Annotated in this window: 16 protein-coding genes and 1 pseudogene; 14 read left to right on the top strand and 3 right to left on the bottom strand. The window is 42.7% G+C overall.

Annotated features, from left to right (window positions below):
- Positions 1-57 precede the first annotated feature (57 nt).
- From PHA78_RS10665 to PHA78_RS10645, 5 genes are all read left to right on the top strand, one after another.
- Positions 58-183 carry a hypothetical protein gene (locus PHA78_RS10665; RefSeq protein WP_257212219.1) on the top strand — a complete coding sequence of 42 codons (126 nt, stop codon included), beginning with the start codon at positions 58-60 and terminating at the stop codon, positions 181-183.
- A gap of 137 nt (positions 184-320) precedes the next feature.
- Complete coding sequence (locus tag PHA78_RS10660) at positions 321-2,375, top strand: ABC transporter ATP-binding protein/permease (RefSeq protein WP_024378850.1); 2,055 nt, start codon at positions 321-323, stop codon at positions 2,373-2,375.
- Positions 2,376-2,384: 9 nt separating this feature from the next.
- On the top strand, positions 2,385-2,756 hold the full coding sequence (locus PHA78_RS10655) for a hypothetical protein (RefSeq protein WP_024378851.1): 372 nt from the start codon (positions 2,385-2,387) through the stop codon (positions 2,754-2,756).
- 155 nt (positions 2,757-2,911) lie between these two features.
- Positions 2,912-3,796 (top strand): ABC transporter ATP-binding protein, encoded by an 885-nt coding sequence (locus PHA78_RS10650; protein ID WP_105113129.1) that lies wholly within the window; start codon positions 2,912-2,914, stop codon positions 3,794-3,796.
- Positions 3,793-6,135 carry a hypothetical protein gene (locus tag PHA78_RS10645; RefSeq protein ID WP_272158154.1) on the top strand — a complete coding sequence of 781 codons (2,343 nt, stop codon included), beginning with the start codon at positions 3,793-3,795 and terminating at the stop codon, positions 6,133-6,135. Before PHA78_RS10650 ends, PHA78_RS10645 begins: the two co-directional genes overlap by 4 nt.
- Positions 6,136-6,179: 44 nt before the next feature.
- On the opposite strand, the gene def is transcribed toward PHA78_RS10645, so the two are convergent.
- Entirely contained in the window at positions 6,180-6,794 is a 615-nt protein-coding gene (gene def, locus PHA78_RS10640) for a peptide deformylase (RefSeq protein ID WP_105182309.1), read from the bottom strand.
- A 129-nt stretch (positions 6,795-6,923) separates the two neighbouring features.
- Between def and PHA78_RS10635 the strand changes: the two genes are divergently transcribed.
- The 3 genes from PHA78_RS10635 to PHA78_RS10625 all read left to right on the top strand — a co-directional run bounded on the left by PHA78_RS10635 (position 6,924) and on the right by PHA78_RS10625 (position 9,965).
- Positions 6,924-8,093 carry an MFS transporter gene (locus PHA78_RS10635; protein ID WP_105182310.1) on the top strand — a complete coding sequence of 390 codons (1,170 nt, stop codon included), beginning with the start codon at positions 6,924-6,926 and terminating at the stop codon, positions 8,091-8,093.
- A gap of 583 nt (positions 8,094-8,676) precedes the next feature.
- Positions 8,677-9,246 (top strand): GNAT family N-acetyltransferase, encoded by a 570-nt coding sequence (locus tag PHA78_RS10630; RefSeq protein ID WP_272158153.1) that lies wholly within the window; start codon positions 8,677-8,679, stop codon positions 9,244-9,246.
- A complete protein-coding gene (locus PHA78_RS10625) occupies positions 9,237-9,965 on the top strand; it encodes a pseudouridine synthase (protein ID WP_272158151.1) in 729 nt (242 codons plus the stop codon). The genes PHA78_RS10630 and PHA78_RS10625 overlap by 10 nt, the downstream gene beginning before the upstream one ends.
- Before the next feature lie 145 nt (positions 9,966-10,110).
- Here the strand turns inward: PHA78_RS10625 and tnpA are convergent.
- Together tnpA and PHA78_RS10615 are read right to left on the bottom strand one after the other, a co-directional pair.
- Positions 10,111-10,574 (bottom strand): annotated as a pseudogene (tnpA, locus tag PHA78_RS10620) (IS200/IS605 family transposase).
- Positions 10,575-10,770: 196 nt separating this feature from the next.
- Positions 10,771-11,352, bottom strand: coding sequence for a xanthine phosphoribosyltransferase (locus PHA78_RS10615; protein WP_024378857.1), 582 nt, complete (start codon positions 11,350-11,352; stop codon positions 10,771-10,773).
- A gap of 216 nt (positions 11,353-11,568) precedes the next feature.
- On the opposite strand from PHA78_RS10615, the gene PHA78_RS10610 reads away from it, so the two are divergent.
- The 6 genes from PHA78_RS10610 (at position 11,569) to rpsO (ending at position 16,851) form a co-directional block, all read left to right on the top strand.
- Positions 11,569-12,879: a nucleobase:cation symporter-2 family protein gene (locus PHA78_RS10610; RefSeq protein ID WP_029185646.1), complete on the top strand. Its 1,311-nt coding sequence runs from the start codon at positions 11,569-11,571 to the stop codon at positions 12,877-12,879.
- A 681-nt stretch (positions 12,880-13,560) separates the two neighbouring features.
- Positions 13,561-14,070 carry a hypothetical protein gene (locus tag PHA78_RS10605; protein ID WP_208542041.1) on the top strand — a complete coding sequence of 170 codons (510 nt, stop codon included), beginning with the start codon at positions 13,561-13,563 and terminating at the stop codon, positions 14,068-14,070.
- Between the two features lie 140 nt (positions 14,071-14,210).
- Positions 14,211-14,429: a helix-turn-helix transcriptional regulator gene (locus PHA78_RS10600; RefSeq protein WP_024418664.1), complete on the top strand. Its 219-nt coding sequence runs from the start codon at positions 14,211-14,213 to the stop codon at positions 14,427-14,429.
- Positions 14,410-14,883 carry a DUF6773 family protein gene (locus PHA78_RS10595; RefSeq protein ID WP_029187700.1) on the top strand — a complete coding sequence of 158 codons (474 nt, stop codon included), beginning with the start codon at positions 14,410-14,412 and terminating at the stop codon, positions 14,881-14,883. The genes PHA78_RS10600 and PHA78_RS10595 overlap by 20 nt, the downstream gene beginning before the upstream one ends.
- Before the next feature lie 217 nt (positions 14,884-15,100).
- The gene (locus PHA78_RS10590) at positions 15,101-16,378 is read left to right on the top strand and encodes a uracil-xanthine permease family protein (protein WP_024378862.1); all 1,278 of its coding nucleotides are present in this window, start codon (positions 15,101-15,103) and stop codon (positions 16,376-16,378) included.
- Between the two features lie 203 nt (positions 16,379-16,581).
- Positions 16,582-16,851 (top strand): 30S ribosomal protein S15, encoded by a 270-nt coding sequence (gene rpsO / locus PHA78_RS10585; protein WP_002938849.1) that lies wholly within the window; start codon positions 16,582-16,584, stop codon positions 16,849-16,851.
- The last annotated feature ends 14 nt before the right edge of the window (positions 16,852-16,865 follow it).

The following is a 16,865-nucleotide window of genomic DNA, read 5'->3' as shown; positions in this document are numbered from 1 at the left end:
CTTGGTAGGAGTTGAGGTATTCAAGAAAAATCCCATCAGAGAGGAGGACAGGGAAGGATGAAAAAGAAGGCTGCATATATGACAATCATCATACTGGTTTTACTTATTTCGATCATTCGCACTTTTGGTCTGCCAGAAGAAGATATCTACGAAACCCAACCGGCAACTCATCTGGTGGGGTAGGGAGCCGTAAAAGTGGCTATATGAGGATGTCAATATTTAGTGTAAGGGTTCGTTTTGATACTATCTCTGAAACATATTTTAAATTGGGGTCTTCTAGCAAATCTACTAAGTATAAACATATATAAGGGAGGAAACCTATGTTAGAGATTGATGGAATTATTCTTAGATATGGTTCTAGAATCCTGTTAAATGAGACTTCTTTACAGTTTAAGAGAGGAAACGTATATACGATTTCAGGCCCTTCAGGTATTGGAAAGTCGTCATTACTAAACAAAATTGGTCTAATAGCAACTGATTTAGGAGATATGAGTTATTCTTACGATGGTCATCCGCTTAACTTGACTGATGGGGAAGCAGTTTCAAATTTCATTGCCCAACATATTGGATTTATTTTCCAAGAAAAGAATTTAATAAGGCAGTTCAGTGTTTATGATAATTTAGCATTGTTAGTCAAGAGTCAAAGTGAAGCTGATGACTTAGATGACAGAGTGGATGAGTGTTTAAAAAAATTAGGTTTATTAGATAAAAAATACACTTTCCCTTATGATTTATCAGGTGGCGAGGAACAAAGAGTTGCCATCGCTAGAGCTATTGTTACAGATAAAGATATTATTTTAGCAGATGAACCCACAAATTCGCTTGACAAGGAGAATAGAGAGAAGATTACGAATCTTTTAGTAGAATTGGCACATCATTATCAGAAAATAGTCATTATTGTTTCTCATGATGATGAAGTGATAAAATACGGAGATGTTCATATTAGATTTTTAGATCAAAGAATTGAACAGGAAGAAAAAAATACATTTAAAAAAGAGGGAGCCAGAGATATCTACAATCTTTCGATCAAACAAAAAATTGATTTACCAAAGAGAAAATTCCCTATTTCCAAAATTGTGACAGGCTTACTTATTTTCTTTGTTGCCCTGAGTAGTATGATGTTTAATATTACTGGTTTATTTCAGTCTCACTATCAGCAATTATTGGATAATTCTTTAGAAAATGGATTTTTAGTCATGAATGACAACTTGGGGATTAAGGGGAAACAAGTTTATGATGATTTCTTGTCATTTACGACTGATGAGGTGGAATTTTTAGCGGATTCAGTGGCTATTTTGAATGTCACCCCGTACTTAGAATTTCCTTATCAAGGATTGACTTTTGAAAATCCTGAACAATCAACTCAGCAAATCAATCCTGAAATAACTCTTAATGGAAAAACGATTACTTTGTCTTCTCCGTACAGCATACAGCCACTATTTCAAACGAATATGACCGAGAGAAATATCGAGTATATTGATAGAACTACGAAACAAGGATTGATTGTATCTGAAAGTTTTATTGCAACGCAAAACTTATCTTCAGAGTTGGGAACTTTTCCAAGAATAACATTAGATTATTATGTACCAGTAGCTCTTTATGAAGGGGAAATGACCACTGATACAGGGGAAATCCTAGATAGTGACGGCAACATCTACGTTAAACAGAGAAGAGAGTTCAAAATAATTGGGATATTAAAAAATTCCTACCCTTTCCAATATTCAATTTATGGCAATAGTTTCTTCATGATGGCTGATGAAATGCTACATTTGCAGCAGGAATTACAACAGGACGAGGAACTTCCAGAAGTATTAGGAGGGCTATCGGTCTCTAGTTGGCAATCAAGTGCCTATCATATAAAAATAAAAAATAGCACAGCTGTTTCTGAGGAAATAGACCGCATTAAACAACTTCCTAGTGTAACAATTGTTTCCTCGGCAGAAGATTATCAGAGTCTGAAAGATATCCTAGCTTATGTCAGAAAAGTATCGACATATATAGGTCTAGTCATCCTGTTGCTTATGGGGTTATGTTTATTTTTCGTTTTTTTCCAAGTGAGTAATACTCGTAAAGAAGAAGTAGGTATATTGAAAGCGATTGGGTTTAATAGTAAGGCAGTCAGACGTTTTTATTATAGAGAGTTGGTCCAATATGCTATATCGGTCGGTTCAATGGCTTTATTAGTATCATTTTTATTAGTGGTTCTGCTAGCTTTTTCGTTAGATTTAGACATAAGGGATATTGTGAGAGTTATGATTTTAAATGTGATTACTTTACCTCTAGTTAGCTTTGGTGTGATTGTCACAAGTGGACTATTACCGATTTACAAGGCATGTCAAAAATCCCCAGTAGATTGTATTAGATTGAATAGGTAAGTGTTTCTAATGAAAAAATTTTCTCTAAAAGCAATTTTGATAACTTTACTGGTTATCTGTTTTCAGGCTCAGCCTGTTTCAGCGGGCTATGTAAATGCAACACGACATATAAATGGTCATTCTCTAGTGGGGTTACACGTTCTTAATGTAACTTTCCATGCTTCTGGATACTCTAATCCTACATCTGGGAGTGTAACGAATATGTATTTTACTGATTGGGCATGGTTTCCAAATACTATTTCTGACAGAAAAACTTGGACAAGTTCTATTCCTTATGGACAGAGAGCTAATGGTTCGGTATTAATTGGTGTAGGAGTAAATTCTCCTTGGGGAGCTGTCAATCTATTTGGAGGTCAAAAATATTTATCAATTGATTTTTAAGAAAAATTAATTAAATATTTTATGTGTTGTAATATTGGGGTAAAGTATTATTAAGTGGAGAGACACTTTCTTTCCACTTTTTGTTGTTCTGGATACTTTTATTTAATATTATTATATCAAATAAAACCTGCCATTTCCCAAAGAAAGGAGTTTCTATGCTAAAAGTAGTCGATGTCTGCAAGCGATACGGTGCCCACCAGGTCTTGTCCTACGTGTCCTTTGAGCTGCAAGCGGGGGACTTGGTTGCTCTAGTGGGTCCCAATGGTGTGGGAAAATCAACTCTGTTGAATATTATCAGCAACACAGAAACCGCTGACCGAGGGTCGGTAACCATCAATGGTCGTCCTAATAGTGACCGAGCGATTTTTCAAGATATGTCTGTCATGTTGGATGCCCAAGCCCTTTATCCACAGTTGACGGGTTACGACCATCTGACCTATGTGGCTGCCACCCACAAGCTGGGGAAAAAGGAAGTGGATGGGCTGGTGGAAGAATTGGGGATGGGCTACTATGTCAAAAAGCGGGTGGCTGGCTATTCCATGGGCATGAAGCAGAAGTTGCTCTTTGCCATGGCTGTCCTTCCCAAGCCCAAGCTCTTGTTGCTGGATGAACCCCATATCGGCTTGGACCCGACCAATATCATTCAACAGCGGGAATTTCTTCTAAACCTACAAGCAGAAGGGGTTGCCATTTTGCTTTCTTCTCACCATTTGTCGGAGATTGAGAAGCTGACTAATCAGGTTTATTTCCTCAAGTCCAGCAAGTTGATTGCAACTGAAGTGGAGTTGACGGCTGATTATGATTACCATCTTGCTGTGGAAAACTCCAAGCAGGTTCAGGAATTTTTACGGGATTATCCTCAACTATTGTGGAAAAAGGCAGAGCAGGGTCTGGTGGAAATCTTCTTGCCGGAGAGAGATTTACTGGATTGTTTGGATCGTATTCCAATCCAGCAGGTGGCTGGCCTTACAAAAGCCAGCGACTATATGGAATCCCTCTACCGTGATCTCTACGTGGAGGAAGGTGGTGAGGGGACATGAGGCTGAACTTTGAAATCAAGAAAATCCTCTGGTCGCCTCTCTACTGCCTGCTCTTGCTGGGTTTTCTAGGTCTGGCCTACCTTCCTATTTCTCAGCGCCAAGTCCACCAAGCGACCTATGTGGAAACCTATAAAAAAGAACTGAGTGAATTGGCCAGTGTCTTGGCAGAGATAAAAATTGAGGAGGGCACAGAAGAAGCACCGCGGATGCTGGGCTTGAAATCCGATATAGAAAGTGTCGGTCAGGCCTTAGATGAGGGAAAGTTTGAAGCTATCCCCAACTACCGCAAACTCATGTATCAGGATTTGGACTATTTTATCAGTCGCAATCGACAGCTTTTTCAAACTCGGAATTCCTTGACACAAACGGAAGTCGAACGTTTGGCCAGATGGAATGACTGGTTGCTTGAGCATCAATTGCCTGATGGTCCTGAAAACAAGGCTTGGTCAACAGGGCGTATTGTTCAAGCCTACTTAGAAAGTTTGTTTGGTTTTCTTCCTGTATTTTTGGTGCTTGGTTTTCTACTTGCCAATCAGCTGGCGGAAAAGACACTGGCTCATCAAGTTTGGCAGTTGCGGCAGTGGGATAGTCTGAGTTTGCAGGGGATGAGGCGTTTGGCTGCTTCCTTGCTTTCGCTTTTGCTGGCTGTGGGGATAGGTTTGCTCTTTATCCTGGTCTATGATGGGCTGACAGGTCAGTTGGCTGTATCTAGTTTTCAAGCTCCTCTTGAGATGTTGGGTCAGAGTCAGTTGATAGGCTTATGGCTTTACGGGCTTATCTTGCTTGGTTTTTGGCTGGTCTTGCTTCTAGCTGTTCGCCTACTTTTTGGATTTTTGGACCACTTGTTAGCCAGTCGGCTGATTTTTGTGGTGACAGGGTTACTGTTGGCTCTGGGGCTTTCCTATCAGGTAGGTGCAGTAGCTGGTTGGTCAGGTCAAATTCTGCCTTTGTTAGCCTTTCCGAGTTTTTTAGACACAGGTGCATTTTCACAGGTCTTTGTAGCGGTGGATGTCTTCGTCTTGCTGACCATTGGGCTTTTCGTTGCTTATTATCTACTGACAGAAAAGAAAAGGCTGGTCTTGCTAGTTGGTCATCAGAAGGAGTTAGACACAGGGCGTTTGGACAAGATTTGGTCTTTTGATGTTCTCATCCTTAGTCGGCTCAATTCTTGGAAAGGGCTCGTCTTAGTAAACTTGCTCCTAGCTCTGCTATTTTCCCTACTGACGGGACTAGAAAAGCAAGAGGTTGCCCAGGAGGAGAGGGTTTCGATAGAGTTGGTTGCCCAGTCCTATGAGCAAGATGGGGCCTATGTGGAGGTTTTGCAGTCGGAAATCAACCGTCTGAGGCAGTTGGTCAAAGAGGACGCGAGCTATCAGGAGGAGTTGGAGTGGAGAGTGGAGCTTTTACAGGAATACCATATCTATAAGGACCTCTATGTCAAGCAATGGCAGGTTTATCAGGAAAAACCTCAGGCACTGCCGGCCAGTCACCTTGCTATGCTGGGGGCAGAGCAGGTCTATTTATGGGCTAGAGAGGAAAGGGCTTTTGCCAATGGTGATATTGGGGCCAGCCAGACGGTGGATAATCTTCGCCGTTACCAGACCCGCAATCAGGTCAGTCAGTATTACTGGAAGCAGCTGATGGAGGCTGGGGTGCCAGCAACTAAGCGGGGCAAGGATGTCATTTTGACCAGCTTGGAAAATCGTTTTGATACCAATGATGCCTTGGTTCCAGTAGACGATCCCTCTTGGGACCGTTCCAGAGATCTGTCAGGTATCGGCAGCCTGCGCACTCTTTTTGATGGTCCGGCCTATTTGGTGGTGCTCTTGCTGGCGGTTTGGCTTGGCAGTCGGGGCAAGGCGGTGGAAGTTGCTGGAAAAAACTGGCGTCTCTATCAGACCCAGCCTGTGGATTTACGCAAGGTTCTGCTTACCAAGTGGTTGCTGGGACTGGGGCAAGCCCTTGGTTTTACGCTGCTCTTTCTAGCTAGTCTTTTCCTAGTCAATAGTCTGGTCGGAGGAATCGGTTATCTGGAAGATGGCCTTATCTTGCTTTCGCATTCGGAGAGGGGTATTTTTCTTGAACTCCTGAGAGGGCAAGAACTTTGGGCTTGGTTCCTGCCCAATGCTCCTTATCTTTTGTGGATGGTGTTTGGCTTGCTTGTCTTGGAAATTGTTCTAGTCAGCCTCAACCATCTTTTGCAAGTTCGGTTTTCAAACCGCTTAGTGGTTTTCATTCTACTAGCTGGTTTGCTGTCTCTGCTGGACTACCTCCTCTTTCAAGATCTAGTCTTGGATGGGCAGGAAATTTTTAGGCAGTTAGCTCTGCTATTTTCATGAAAAAAGAAAAACTGGCTGAAAATTCTTCAGTCAGTTTCTTATGTTTATTCAATTACCAACATACCTTCTTTAACGGCAAATGGGTGTTCTGGGTCAATGCGGTCGTAGAACATGACACCGTTGAGGTGGTCGATTTCGTGTTGGACCACGATGGCATTATATCCTTTGAGTTTGATACGGTGCTTTTCTCCGTTTTTGTCCATGTAATCAACAGTCACGCGCGCATGGCGGACTACGTAGCCTTGGACTTCTCGGTCAACGGATAGGCAGCCCTCGCCCCCTTCAATAGCAGCTTCTTGGACAGAATGTGCCACGATTTTAGGGTTGTACATGACTTCTTGTAGGGAGTAGGCTTGGGCAGGTGGATTGCCTTCCTCATCTTCTGGATTTGGGACTAAGACAGCAATGATGCGTTTGGAAACGTCAATCTGAGGTGCTGCTAGACCAACTCCGCCGCGGAGTTTCATTTTTTCAGCCATGACAGGATCCTGCGAATGTTTGAGGAACTGCATCATTTTTTCGCCTAAAATAATTTCCTGATCAGATAGAGGAAATGCAACTTCTTCAGCGACCTGGCGTAGGGTTGGGTGCCCTTCACGGATGATGTCATCCATGTCAATCAAATGGGCAGCTTTTGTTAATCGTTCAATAACAGACATGATTCTCTCCTTTGAATATAGTTAAGATAAGTATAGCATGAAATGGGAGAGAATAAAAGTCGGACTTTTCTATCCATTCGCTTTCAAATCTGTTATACTAGTAAAAGACGAACGTTGAAAGGGAGAAAAATGAAAAGAATTTTAGAAAAAGCCAGTTTGTTGGCCCTATCCACCATGCTGGTTTCGACATTTGCTGTCTCGCCAGCTATTCCACAGATGATTGAGCATTTTGCCCAGCAGGGAATTGCAGCGGCCCAGGTGGAAAACTTAATTACGGTGACCTCCTTTGCTATTATGGTTACTCTATTGGCTAATGGTCTAGTTGTCCGTTTTTTGTCTGAACGAAACATTATCATTGCAGGGCTTTTGCTTATGGCCATCGGTGGAGCTTTGCCCATGTTTCTAACTGCTTATCCTCTGATTTTGCTGGCTCGTATCTTGCTTGGTTTGGGGATTGGCTTAATCAATGCGCGTGCTATTAATATCATCGGTAATTTTTTCACCGGTCAGGAGCGGGTGCAGATGATGGGCTTGCGTGGTTCAGCAGAGGTTTTGGGAAGTGCAGGGCTCACCCTCCTTGTCGGTTGGTTGACCCAGTTTGGTTGGCAACCTGCCTTCTTGGTCTACCTTTTTGCCTTGGTCATCTTGGCTCTCTTCCTTCTCTTTGTTCCCAAAGAGGAATTGCTGGCTCGCATGGAGGTAAAGGTTGAGGAGAATGCGCCCAAGGTCAAACTGGACAAGACCATGTGGATGATGGGAATTTATCTGGCATTCTTAGCCTTCTTTGTTATCAACGTCAATACCTTCCTGACCATTCGTATTCCTCAGATTGTTTTAGCCAAGGGCATCGGTACTGCTCAGCAAGCCAGTCTCATTCTCAGTCTTATGCAGGTCATGGGGATTGTGGCAGGGACGGTCTTTAGTAGCCTGGTTGGTCGTTTGAAGGGTTGGCTTTTAGCTGTTTCCTACGTGGTCTTTGGACTAGCGGTTATCGGCATTGCCTTTGCGGATAATCTCTGGGTGCTGGGACTCGGTGGCATGGTGTCAGGATTTTTCTACAGCATCATTCTAACCATTGTCTTTAGTCAGGTAACAGACCGTGCACCCAAGGCCTTGCTCAATGCGGTCATGACCATCGTCCTTATGGGCTGCAATATCGGCGGTGCCACTTCTGCCATCTTGCCGACTTATCTGGAAAAACTCAACCCAACCCCAACAGGAGCCTTTGGTATCTACGCCATCGGCTGTGCCTTGATAAGCGTTGGCTTGATTTACCAACAACTGAAGAAGTGGGAGTGAGAAAGAACTCGACTGGTCTAAAAAAGAGTTCGTCAACAATTTTTTGTTTTAAGTTGTTGAGCTGAAACAGTCTATCCCCAGACTTTGAATAATGTGAGCTGACTACCGTCAGCTTGTATTTCCTACTTCAAAAGGTCTCCCAGACCTTTTGAACTCCCACCCCCCGTATAGCTCCAAAGGTTCGGGGAACCTTTGGAGGTTGGAGATAGAGCGAACAAAGTTCGCATCAATCGTTAAGTCAGAGTAGTGACTGTTTGAGGTTGGAGATGAAGCGAACTTTATTCGCAACAGTCGTAATGGTCAGATTTGGAGTGTAATACACGAATTGCAGAGATTTGCTTCGCAAATCTTATCTCCAACCTTTAACCTCGCTTTTATGATTCGAGGCTCGGGCTGAAACAGTTCCCCGAACTGTTTCACTCCACTGGACTGTTAAACCCAATCAACCACTGCGCTGAGATGTTGACACGAACTCTGAGTAGTAGCCGCTGGGCTTGAGCCCAGCCTCTTTTGGTATAATATTCTTATGTTAGAAAACAATCGCCTTAACCAACTGATTCTTCGTTTTCCCTAGGATGTTCAGTTGATTTTTAAGGACATGATTCCCTTCTATCAGTTGGGCTATGTGGATTATGTCTATCAGACAGATAACTACGCCACCCAAAACCGTCGGATTAAAAATTTGGCAAAAAATTTTCGGAGGATGGATTACTTTTACATCATGCCCCTGCCACAAGATTTAGCATTGGACATTGCTAACCAATGGTGCTATCAACCGCCTTTAGATGCCTATACGATTAGTGCAAACTCCGAGGCTTATGCAGAGATGATTTCACCTGATGCGCGTGGGGACCGCTTTTTTGCAGTCATCCGCAATGCCGCCCTCATGGGCTATTTCAGTATTGACCAAGATGGTGAGACCGTTGACATTCGTTTGGGCATAAAACCGTCTTTGACAGGTCAGGGAAATGGCAGAGCTTTCTACCAGACTATTGAAGACTATGTAGTGGAACATGTTCAGCCAGCTAGTATCAAACTGACAGTTGCCGCCTTTCATCAAGCAGCTCAAACCCTCTTTCATGCTCTTGGATTTACAGAAAGAGAAAAGCAAGCAGACTATATCAAAATGGAAAAGAAACTCGTATGCGATTAGATAAATTTTTAGTGGATTGTGGTGTTGGCAGTCGGACAGAAGTCAAGAAAGTCCTGAAAAACAAGCAAGTCACAGTCAATGGCCAAGTAGAGACGTCCCCAAAGCAACAGATTGACGAAAAGACGGACCAGATTGCAGTAGCAGGCCAGGTCTTGAGCCATGAGACCTTTGTTTATTATGTATTGAACAAACCCAAAGGAGTTATTTCAGCAACCGAGGATGACCGTCATCGGACTGTCTTGGACCTGCTAGATGATACAGCTCGCCAGAAGGAAGTCTTTCCAGTTGGACGCTTGGACATCGATACCCATGGCTTGCTCCTCTTGACCAACAATGGTCAGCTGGCTCATGCCATGCTTTCTCCGAAGAAACATGTTGATAAACTCTACCGTGCACAGGTTGACGGAATTATGACCCAAGAGGATGTCCAACGATTTGCGGCAGGAATGGAGCTGAAAGACTTTACCTGTCAGCCAGCCCAGTTGACCATCCTCTCTACAGATGAAGCTAAGCAGACTTCACTCGTTGACATCACCATCCGAGAAGGGAAATTTCACCAGGTCAAACGCATGGTGCAGGCCTGCGGAAAGACGGTGACAGACTTGCAACGATTGACCATGGGGCCTCTTCGCTTAGATCCAAAACTAGCGCTTGGAGAATACCGCAGGTTGACAGCTGCCGAATTAAAGCAATTAGAAGTCTTTGGTGTGGAATTATAGATAATCATGACCACCCGTCAAACGGGTGGTTTGAACAAGGGCTATAAGCCCACATCACCAGCCAGCGCCTAAAGACGCTGGCTTTCACTTTGTTCAAGCCTCACTGCTTTTGACTCGTCACTAGCCTCTTAAAGAGGCATTCGTACTACTTGCCATTATCCCTAAAGGGATCTTCATACTCTTTTACACTTAACTTATCAAGTGCTATATCATGTTTTTCCTGTTCTTGTATATATTTCTTAATTGTGGCTTCATTAAGTCCAACCGTACTTACATAATATCCCTCTGCCCAGAAATGACGATTACCAAATTTATAGGGAGATTGGCGTGTTTATCAAACATCATAAGAGCACTCTTGCCTTTTAAATAGCCCATAAAACTTGATACACTTAGCCTTGGAGGAATACTGACTAACATGTGAACATGGTCTGGCATCATGTGTCCCTCAATGATTTCCACGCCTTTGTATTGACATAGATGACGGAAAATATCAATTAAGTCCTGTCTAATTTTGTAGTAAATGGATTTTCTTCGGTACTTAGGTGTGAAAACTATGTGATATTTGCACATCCATTTGGTATGTGATAAACTGTAACTGGTTTTAGCCATGCTAAACTAGTCCACTGGACTAGTTTACTCCTCCTTATCTAACCTGAACAATTAGATTATAACAGGAAAAAGAAATGGAGGCTCAAAGCCTTGGCAGCCACCAGCATAGCTGGTGGTTTTCTTGTTTTTCTCTACGAGAAAAACTGGCTCGAAGCCATAATAGAAGAGACTTGCTCCCGATTGGAAGCAAGTCCTTTTAAATATCCGCAGCTGCAAAAACAACCTGTCCATCTTGAAATTTTTCAATACGAGCGAGTGAAGTAACAGGTACGCCTGCATCTATCAAGACTTGGCGACCATCTTGGAAGGATTTTTCGATGATGATACCAACCCCAGCCACTTGCGCCCCAGCCTGTTGGATAATGTCAATCAAGCCTTTTGCTGCTTGTCCATTGGCCAAAAAGTCATCAACGATTAGAACACGGTCCTCAGGTGACAAAAACTTACTAGCAATAGACACGGTGCTAGTAACTTGCTTGGTGAAGGAGTAGACTTCAGATGTCAAAATGCCTTCGGTCATGGTAATATTTTTATGTTTTTTAGCAAAAATCATTGGCACATCTAGGCTTTCTGCAACATAGACGGCTGGTGCAATACCCGAGGCTTCGATTGTGACAACCTTGGTAATTTCTTTAGAGCGATAGGCATCTGCCAAGACCTGCCCCATTTCTTTCATCAAGCGAAAATCAACCTGATGGGTCAAGAATGAGTCAACTTTTAAGATGTTTTCTCCTAATACCTGACCATCTTTTAAAATGCGTTCTTCCAAAGCTTTCATGTTTATCTTCTCCTCCAAATGATACTTTTGTGTATTATAGCATTTTTTTGCTAAAATCAAAACAATAAACGAATTTTTGAATTGGAATGTTGTATATATTGACAAAAATCCTTAAAGAACACGAATGTTCTTTGCTTGAGGGAGTGAAATGTATTGAAAATAATTGTGTTTTCTGATAGACTAATACCATTATTTAGGAATAAAAAAGGAGAAATCATGTCTCAGGAAACAACAAATGAACATTCTTCAGAAATGCTCTATGGAATTGATGAACAACCACCAAAAGGGATGGCTGTTTTGCTTGCTTTTCAGCATATTTTAGCAGCTTTTGCAGGAATCATCGCAGTTCCTCTAGTCGTTGCAAGTGCCTTAGGATTGTCAGTCGAAGATACTTCAATTATGGTATCAGCCTCTATCTTTGTTGCTGGTATTGCTACCATTTTGCAATCTAAAGGTGTTGGGCCAGTAGGTTCACGTGTCTCTGGTATGATGGGGACGGACTTTACCTTTGCCAATCCAGCTATCAGTGTTGGTAGCCAGCTCGGGATTGCAGGTATTGTAGGAGCAACCATTGCTGGTTCATTTGTAGAGATTGCTCTCAGTCGTTTTGTCAAACCCTTGATGCGCTTCTTTCCGCCATTGATTACAGGGACTGTTGTATCTCTCATCGGTATTACCCTGATGCCAGTAAGTATGGACTGGGCAGCTGGTGGAGCTGGCGCTTCAGACTATGCTTCAGTTGAAAATATCAGTATTGCCTTTATCGTCTTGGTCTTTACTCTGGCATTAAATCATTATGGTAAAGGAATGCTGAAAACAGCCTCTGTCTTCTTTGGGATGGTTTTTGGATATGTCCTCTGTATTCTGCTTGGAAAAGTAGATATGTCTGCTGTTGGAGAAGCAGCCTGGTTTGCTCTTCCTAAAATTTTCCATTATGGTGTAAAATTTGACCTATCTTCTATTCTAGCCTTCATTCCAGCCTATGTCGTATCTTTGATTGGTACGGTGGGAATTATGATGGCCATTGGAGAAGCTTCAAATCAAAAGATTTCTTCTGAGCGGGCAGCAAATGGTGTTCTGGCAGATGGTGTTGGTTCCTTGATTGCAGGTGTTTTTGGTGCTGGTCCAAATACAGCCTTCTCACAAAACGTTGGCCTCATTACTTTGACAAAAGTTGCTAGTCGTCATGTCATGATTTTAGCAGGTATTATCTTGGCTCTACTTGGTGTCTTTCCAAAATTATCAGCCTTGATTTCCATCATGCCTCAGCCTGTTCTTGGTGGTGTTGGGATTATCATGTTCGGTTTGGTTGCAGCCCAAGGGATTAAGACTCTTGCAACTGTAAAAATTGGGGATCGTGAGCTCTTGATTATTTCCATTGCCTTTGCGCTGGGGATTGGAGTGACCGTTCGTCCAGAATTATTGAGTCATCTTCCATCAGCTCTTCAAATGGTCTTCTCATCAGGTATTTCAACAGGGACCCTGGCTGCCTTGGTGTTAAATCTGGTGTTAAAAGAGGAAAAATAAGATTTATTTTATTAGTTTGCTTAGATGAAAAGAGAAGGCTGGGCAAAAAGCCCAGGACCACTACTCAGAGTTCGTGTCAACATCTCAGCGCAGTGGTTGATTGGCAGATTTGTTCGTGTTTTGCACTCCAAATCTGGCCATTACGACTGTTGCGAACAAAGTTCGCTCTATTTCCAACCTCAAAAGGTTCAGTGAACCTTTTGAGCTGTGCGGGGGTGGGAGTGAAACAGTCTGGGGATAGACTGTTTCAGATCAACAACTGGAAATAAGGACTTGTTGACGAACTCTTTTTATCTTGGTCGAGTTCTTTCCCACTCCCCTTTTTGGGGGAAGTAAAAAATGCTGAGGGTGTACAGTTGTCGTATCTGAAATTCTAGCCCCTGCTTGACCGTACTTGGTATAACATATTACAATATATATAAGAACCTGTGTTCACAGTTCATCGCTTCCATTGGAGTGTTTGAAGGTGGAGATAAGGAAAGGAGATTCCTGACCAATTAGGTGGTAGGCGAAAACTGCCACAGGAGCTTTTTACTCGTCGAAGCAATAAAGTGAAACTAAATGGTGATAGAGTCAAGTATTCCTTCAAAAAATTGCCTTGATGAGCAAAAACGATGTCTTGCATAAGAACACTTTGTTTATGAATATAGGTTCTAAGATTTGTCCAAGAGAGGTTATTATATGTTGAAATATATCCGTGCCCTTCCCCTTGTTATAGTAGCGGGAGCGGTTGTTTACTTTACTATTTTTATCTGTATTGATAATGGTGATTGGACCTATGTTGTGACGAGAGCACTAGGGCTTAAGGAAGAACATGCCAATAATGTTTCTTTGATTGTAATTGGTGCCCAATCACTTTTTCTGACTTCGGATTGGTTTTACAAGCGGATTCGTGCCTTTCTCAATCGTCGTTTGGAAAAGGCCAAAGGGCTTAATCGGCAGATTTATCTGGGCTATAAGGCAGGAATTGAATTTTTGATGGCGTTACCCAAACGAACTATTTTATTCACATTCTATCTACTTTTGGTAGTTGCTGAAAGTGTTGGTCTGATTGAAAAAGCCAAGGACTATGCGGTGGTAATCATCTTCATAATTGCTGTTGACCGCGTGACCAAAATCTGGCCGGAGGAAAAGCGGAGGATGATTGAGTTTAGCCAGAAGATTAAGAAACGGATTAAGAGTGTGGGATAAGTCAAGATTAAATATTTTAAGAAGGCAGGACTGTCTTCTTTTTTGTTAAAAAACCAAACAAAATGTAAGGTATATATTGCAAAATAGAAAATATAGTGTATAATATAACTATAAAAATACGCAAGGAGGACGGCTATGATATGAAGAACATACGGCTTAAGCTGGCTCGTGTAGAAAAAGACATGACCCAAGGGGACTTGGCAGAGGCTATTGGAGTGACCCGCCAGACCATCGGTCTGATTGAGGCGGGGAAATACAATCCTAGTCTAAGTCTTTGTCTATCGATTTGCCACTGCTTAGGAAAAAGTTTAGATCAATTATTTTGGGAGGAACCAACTGATGAAAAAAATTGTGACTGATGAACGTGTTCAACAAGAAGAAAACCAAGTCTTTGCCTGGGTGGGCAGGACAATGAATATTCTTTTGCCTCTCTCATTTCTCATCAAAAGTCTGGTATTAAAATGGCCGTTTGATACCTATGTTTTTGAACTGATTGCCATGTTGGTCGTTTCAATCTATCTCTTTTACGGTTATTGGAGGAAGGGGCTTGATATGGAAAGAGGAACTACTTGGCAGGCTTACCTTTACTTAGGAGGGGTGATTGCAGGGACAACGATTGTAATGGCTTGGACCAACTACCAGACCTATGGACAGCATTATACTGGTATCTGGGATTGGCATTTTTGGGTGGTGATTTTGATATTCTTTCTTTCTATCACATGTCTCATTTTCTTACTGGCGAATCTTCTCTCTTGGGCGAATAAGTACCGTCAGAAGCAGATGGAAAAAGAGCTGGCAGATGAACTCGAATAAGCAATGGAGTTCTCATCCCGCTCTGCCATTTCCCCTAAGAGAACAAAAAATAAAAAATCTCTTGCCAAAAGTAAGGGCTTATGTTACAATACCAAAAGCGTAGGTTTTTAAACTCATCCCGTGAGGTGAGAAAGACAACAGGAAAATTCATTAAGGGCCTATGACTATGTATATTTAGAAAGTCTGGGTCTTTTTGTGTACCCAGAATGGGAGAATTATGAGTACAAAAGCCAATCTTTTGTTTGATGTCCATGAGAAACCAGCGCCGCTTCAAGGGATTTTGTTGAGTTTCCAGCACGTGTTCGCTATGTTCGGAGCAACAATCTTGGTGCCGTTGATTCTCGGTATGCCCGTGTCCGTAGCCCTCTTCGCCTCGGGTGTCGGAACCTTGATTTATCAAGTGGCGACGCAGTTCAAGGTGCCGGTTTACCTAGGCTCTTCTTTCGCCTACATCTCAGCTATGGCTCTTGCTATCAAGGAAATGGGTGGCGATGTGTCAGCTGCTCAGACAGGTATTCTCTTCGTCGGTTTGATTTACGTGTTGACCGCGGCTCTGGTCAAAGTTATCGGTACTAAGTGGATTGATACCCTCTTGCCACCGATTGTTATCGGTCCGATGATTATTGTCATCGGTCTCGGTCTTGCCAATTCTGCCGTGACTTCGGCAGGCTTTGTCGCAGACGGTGACTGGAGAAATGTCGTAGCGGCTATTGCTACCTTCTTGATTGCTGCTTTTGTCAATACCAAAGGGAAAGGCTTCGCCAAGATTGTTCCCTTCTTGATTGCCATTATCGGTGGTTATGTGATTGCCATCTTCCTCGGACTAGTTGATTTCACACCTGTTCTGGAAGCAGCTTGGTTTGAATTGCCAGGTTTCTACCTACCATTTGAAACAGGTACTTTCAAATCCTACAATTTCTACTTCGGTCCAGAAATGATTGCTATCTTACCAATTGCTGTTGTAACAGTAGCTGAGCATATCGGTGACCACACCGTTCTCAGCCAAATCTGCGGCCGCCAGTTCTTGAAAGATCCAGGCCTCAGCCGTACCTTGATTGGTGACGGTGTGGCGACTGCCGTATCTGCCTTTATCGGTGGACCTGCTAACACGACTTATGGTGAAAATACAGGGGTTATCGGTATGACCCGCATCGCATCAGTATCCGTTATCCGTAATGCAGCCTTGATTGCCATTGCCTTCTCATTCTTGGGTAAATTTACAGCCCTTATCTCGACTATTCCAAGTGCCGTACTTGGAGGCATGTCTATCTTGCTCTACGGTGTTATCGCCTCAAACGGTTTGAAAGTCTTGATTGAAAGCCGTGTTGATTTCGGTCAAGTCCGCAACTTGATTATCGCAAGTTCTATGTTGGTCTTGGGTCTTGGTGGCGCAGTTCTTAACATCGGTGCCATTACCCTCTCAGGAACAGCCCTCTCAGCCATTGTAGGTATTATCCTCAATCTTATCTTGCCAAAAGCAGAAAAGGCAGAGTAAACGTGATATACAAGCAGAAAGTCAGCAAAAGCTGGCTTTTTTTGAAAATAGCAGAGCTACTCAGCTAGTTTTCAAATCAGTTGACAAAAAAGACAATCCTTGATAGAATAAATGAGGTCCAAAAGGACAAATCTAGCTTTTTCTTGGTTACAGGTCGCCAACCTGTCACTCGGATTAGGCTCAAAAACAAAGGAGAACATATCATGGCAATCTCAAAAGAGAAAAAAAATGAAATCATGGCACAATATGCTCGTCATGAAGGCGACACTGGTTCAGTTGAAGTTCAAGTAGCAGTACTTACTTGGGAGATCAACCACCTTAACGACCACATCAAACAACACAAAAAAGACCACGCAACTTACCGTGGTTTGATGAAAAAAATCGGTCGCCGTCGTAACTTGTTGGCCTACCTACGCCGCACAGACGTAAACCGTTACCGTGAATTGATTCACTCACTCGGACTCCGTCGTTAAGATAGGATATAAAA

Origin of the sequence: Streptococcus sp. HN38, assembly GCF_028335765.1 — a bacterium.
In the GTDB taxonomy this organism is placed as follows: Bacteria; Bacillota; Bacilli; order Lactobacillales; family Streptococcaceae; genus Streptococcus; species Streptococcus suis_P.
Note: the sequence above shows the minus strand (reverse complement) of the source record. Positions and strands in the feature narration are given on the sequence as shown.

What these genes read in the sequence shown, in the direction of transcription:
- PHA78_RS10665 (WP_257212219.1), top strand. Translation starts at nt 58, where the DNA reads ATGAAAAAGAAGGCTGCATATATGACAATCATCATACTGGTTTTACTT.
- PHA78_RS10660 (WP_024378850.1), top strand. Translation starts at nt 321, where the DNA reads ATGTTAGAGATTGATGGAATTATTCTTAGATATGGTTCTAGAATCCTG.
- PHA78_RS10655 (WP_024378851.1), top strand. Translation starts at nt 2,385, where the DNA reads ATGAAAAAATTTTCTCTAAAAGCAATTTTGATAACTTTACTGGTTATC.
- PHA78_RS10650 (WP_105113129.1), top strand. Translation starts at nt 2,912, where the DNA reads ATGCTAAAAGTAGTCGATGTCTGCAAGCGATACGGTGCCCACCAGGTC.
- PHA78_RS10645 (WP_272158154.1), top strand. Translation starts at nt 3,793, where the DNA reads ATGAGGCTGAACTTTGAAATCAAGAAAATCCTCTGGTCGCCTCTCTAC.
- def (WP_105182309.1), bottom strand. Translation starts at nt 6,794, where the DNA reads ATGTCTGTTATTGAACGATTAACAAAAGCTGCCCATTTGATTGACATG.
- PHA78_RS10635 (WP_105182310.1), top strand. Translation starts at nt 6,924, where the DNA reads ATGAAAAGAATTTTAGAAAAAGCCAGTTTGTTGGCCCTATCCACCATG.
- PHA78_RS10625 (WP_272158151.1), top strand. Translation starts at nt 9,237, where the DNA reads ATGCGATTAGATAAATTTTTAGTGGATTGTGGTGTTGGCAGTCGGACA.
- PHA78_RS10615 (WP_024378857.1), bottom strand. Translation starts at nt 11,352, where the DNA reads ATGAAAGCTTTGGAAGAACGCATTTTAAAAGATGGTCAGGTATTAGGA.
- PHA78_RS10610 (WP_029185646.1), top strand. Translation starts at nt 11,569, where the DNA reads ATGTCTCAGGAAACAACAAATGAACATTCTTCAGAAATGCTCTATGGA.
- PHA78_RS10605 (WP_208542041.1), top strand. Translation starts at nt 13,561, where the DNA reads ATGTTGAAATATATCCGTGCCCTTCCCCTTGTTATAGTAGCGGGAGCG.
- PHA78_RS10600 (WP_024418664.1), top strand. Translation starts at nt 14,211, where the DNA reads ATGAAGAACATACGGCTTAAGCTGGCTCGTGTAGAAAAAGACATGACC.
- PHA78_RS10595 (WP_029187700.1), top strand. Translation starts at nt 14,410, where the DNA reads ATGAAAAAAATTGTGACTGATGAACGTGTTCAACAAGAAGAAAACCAA.
- PHA78_RS10590 (WP_024378862.1), top strand. Translation starts at nt 15,101, where the DNA reads ATGAGTACAAAAGCCAATCTTTTGTTTGATGTCCATGAGAAACCAGCG.
- rpsO (WP_002938849.1), top strand. Translation starts at nt 16,582, where the DNA reads ATGGCAATCTCAAAAGAGAAAAAAAATGAAATCATGGCACAATATGCT.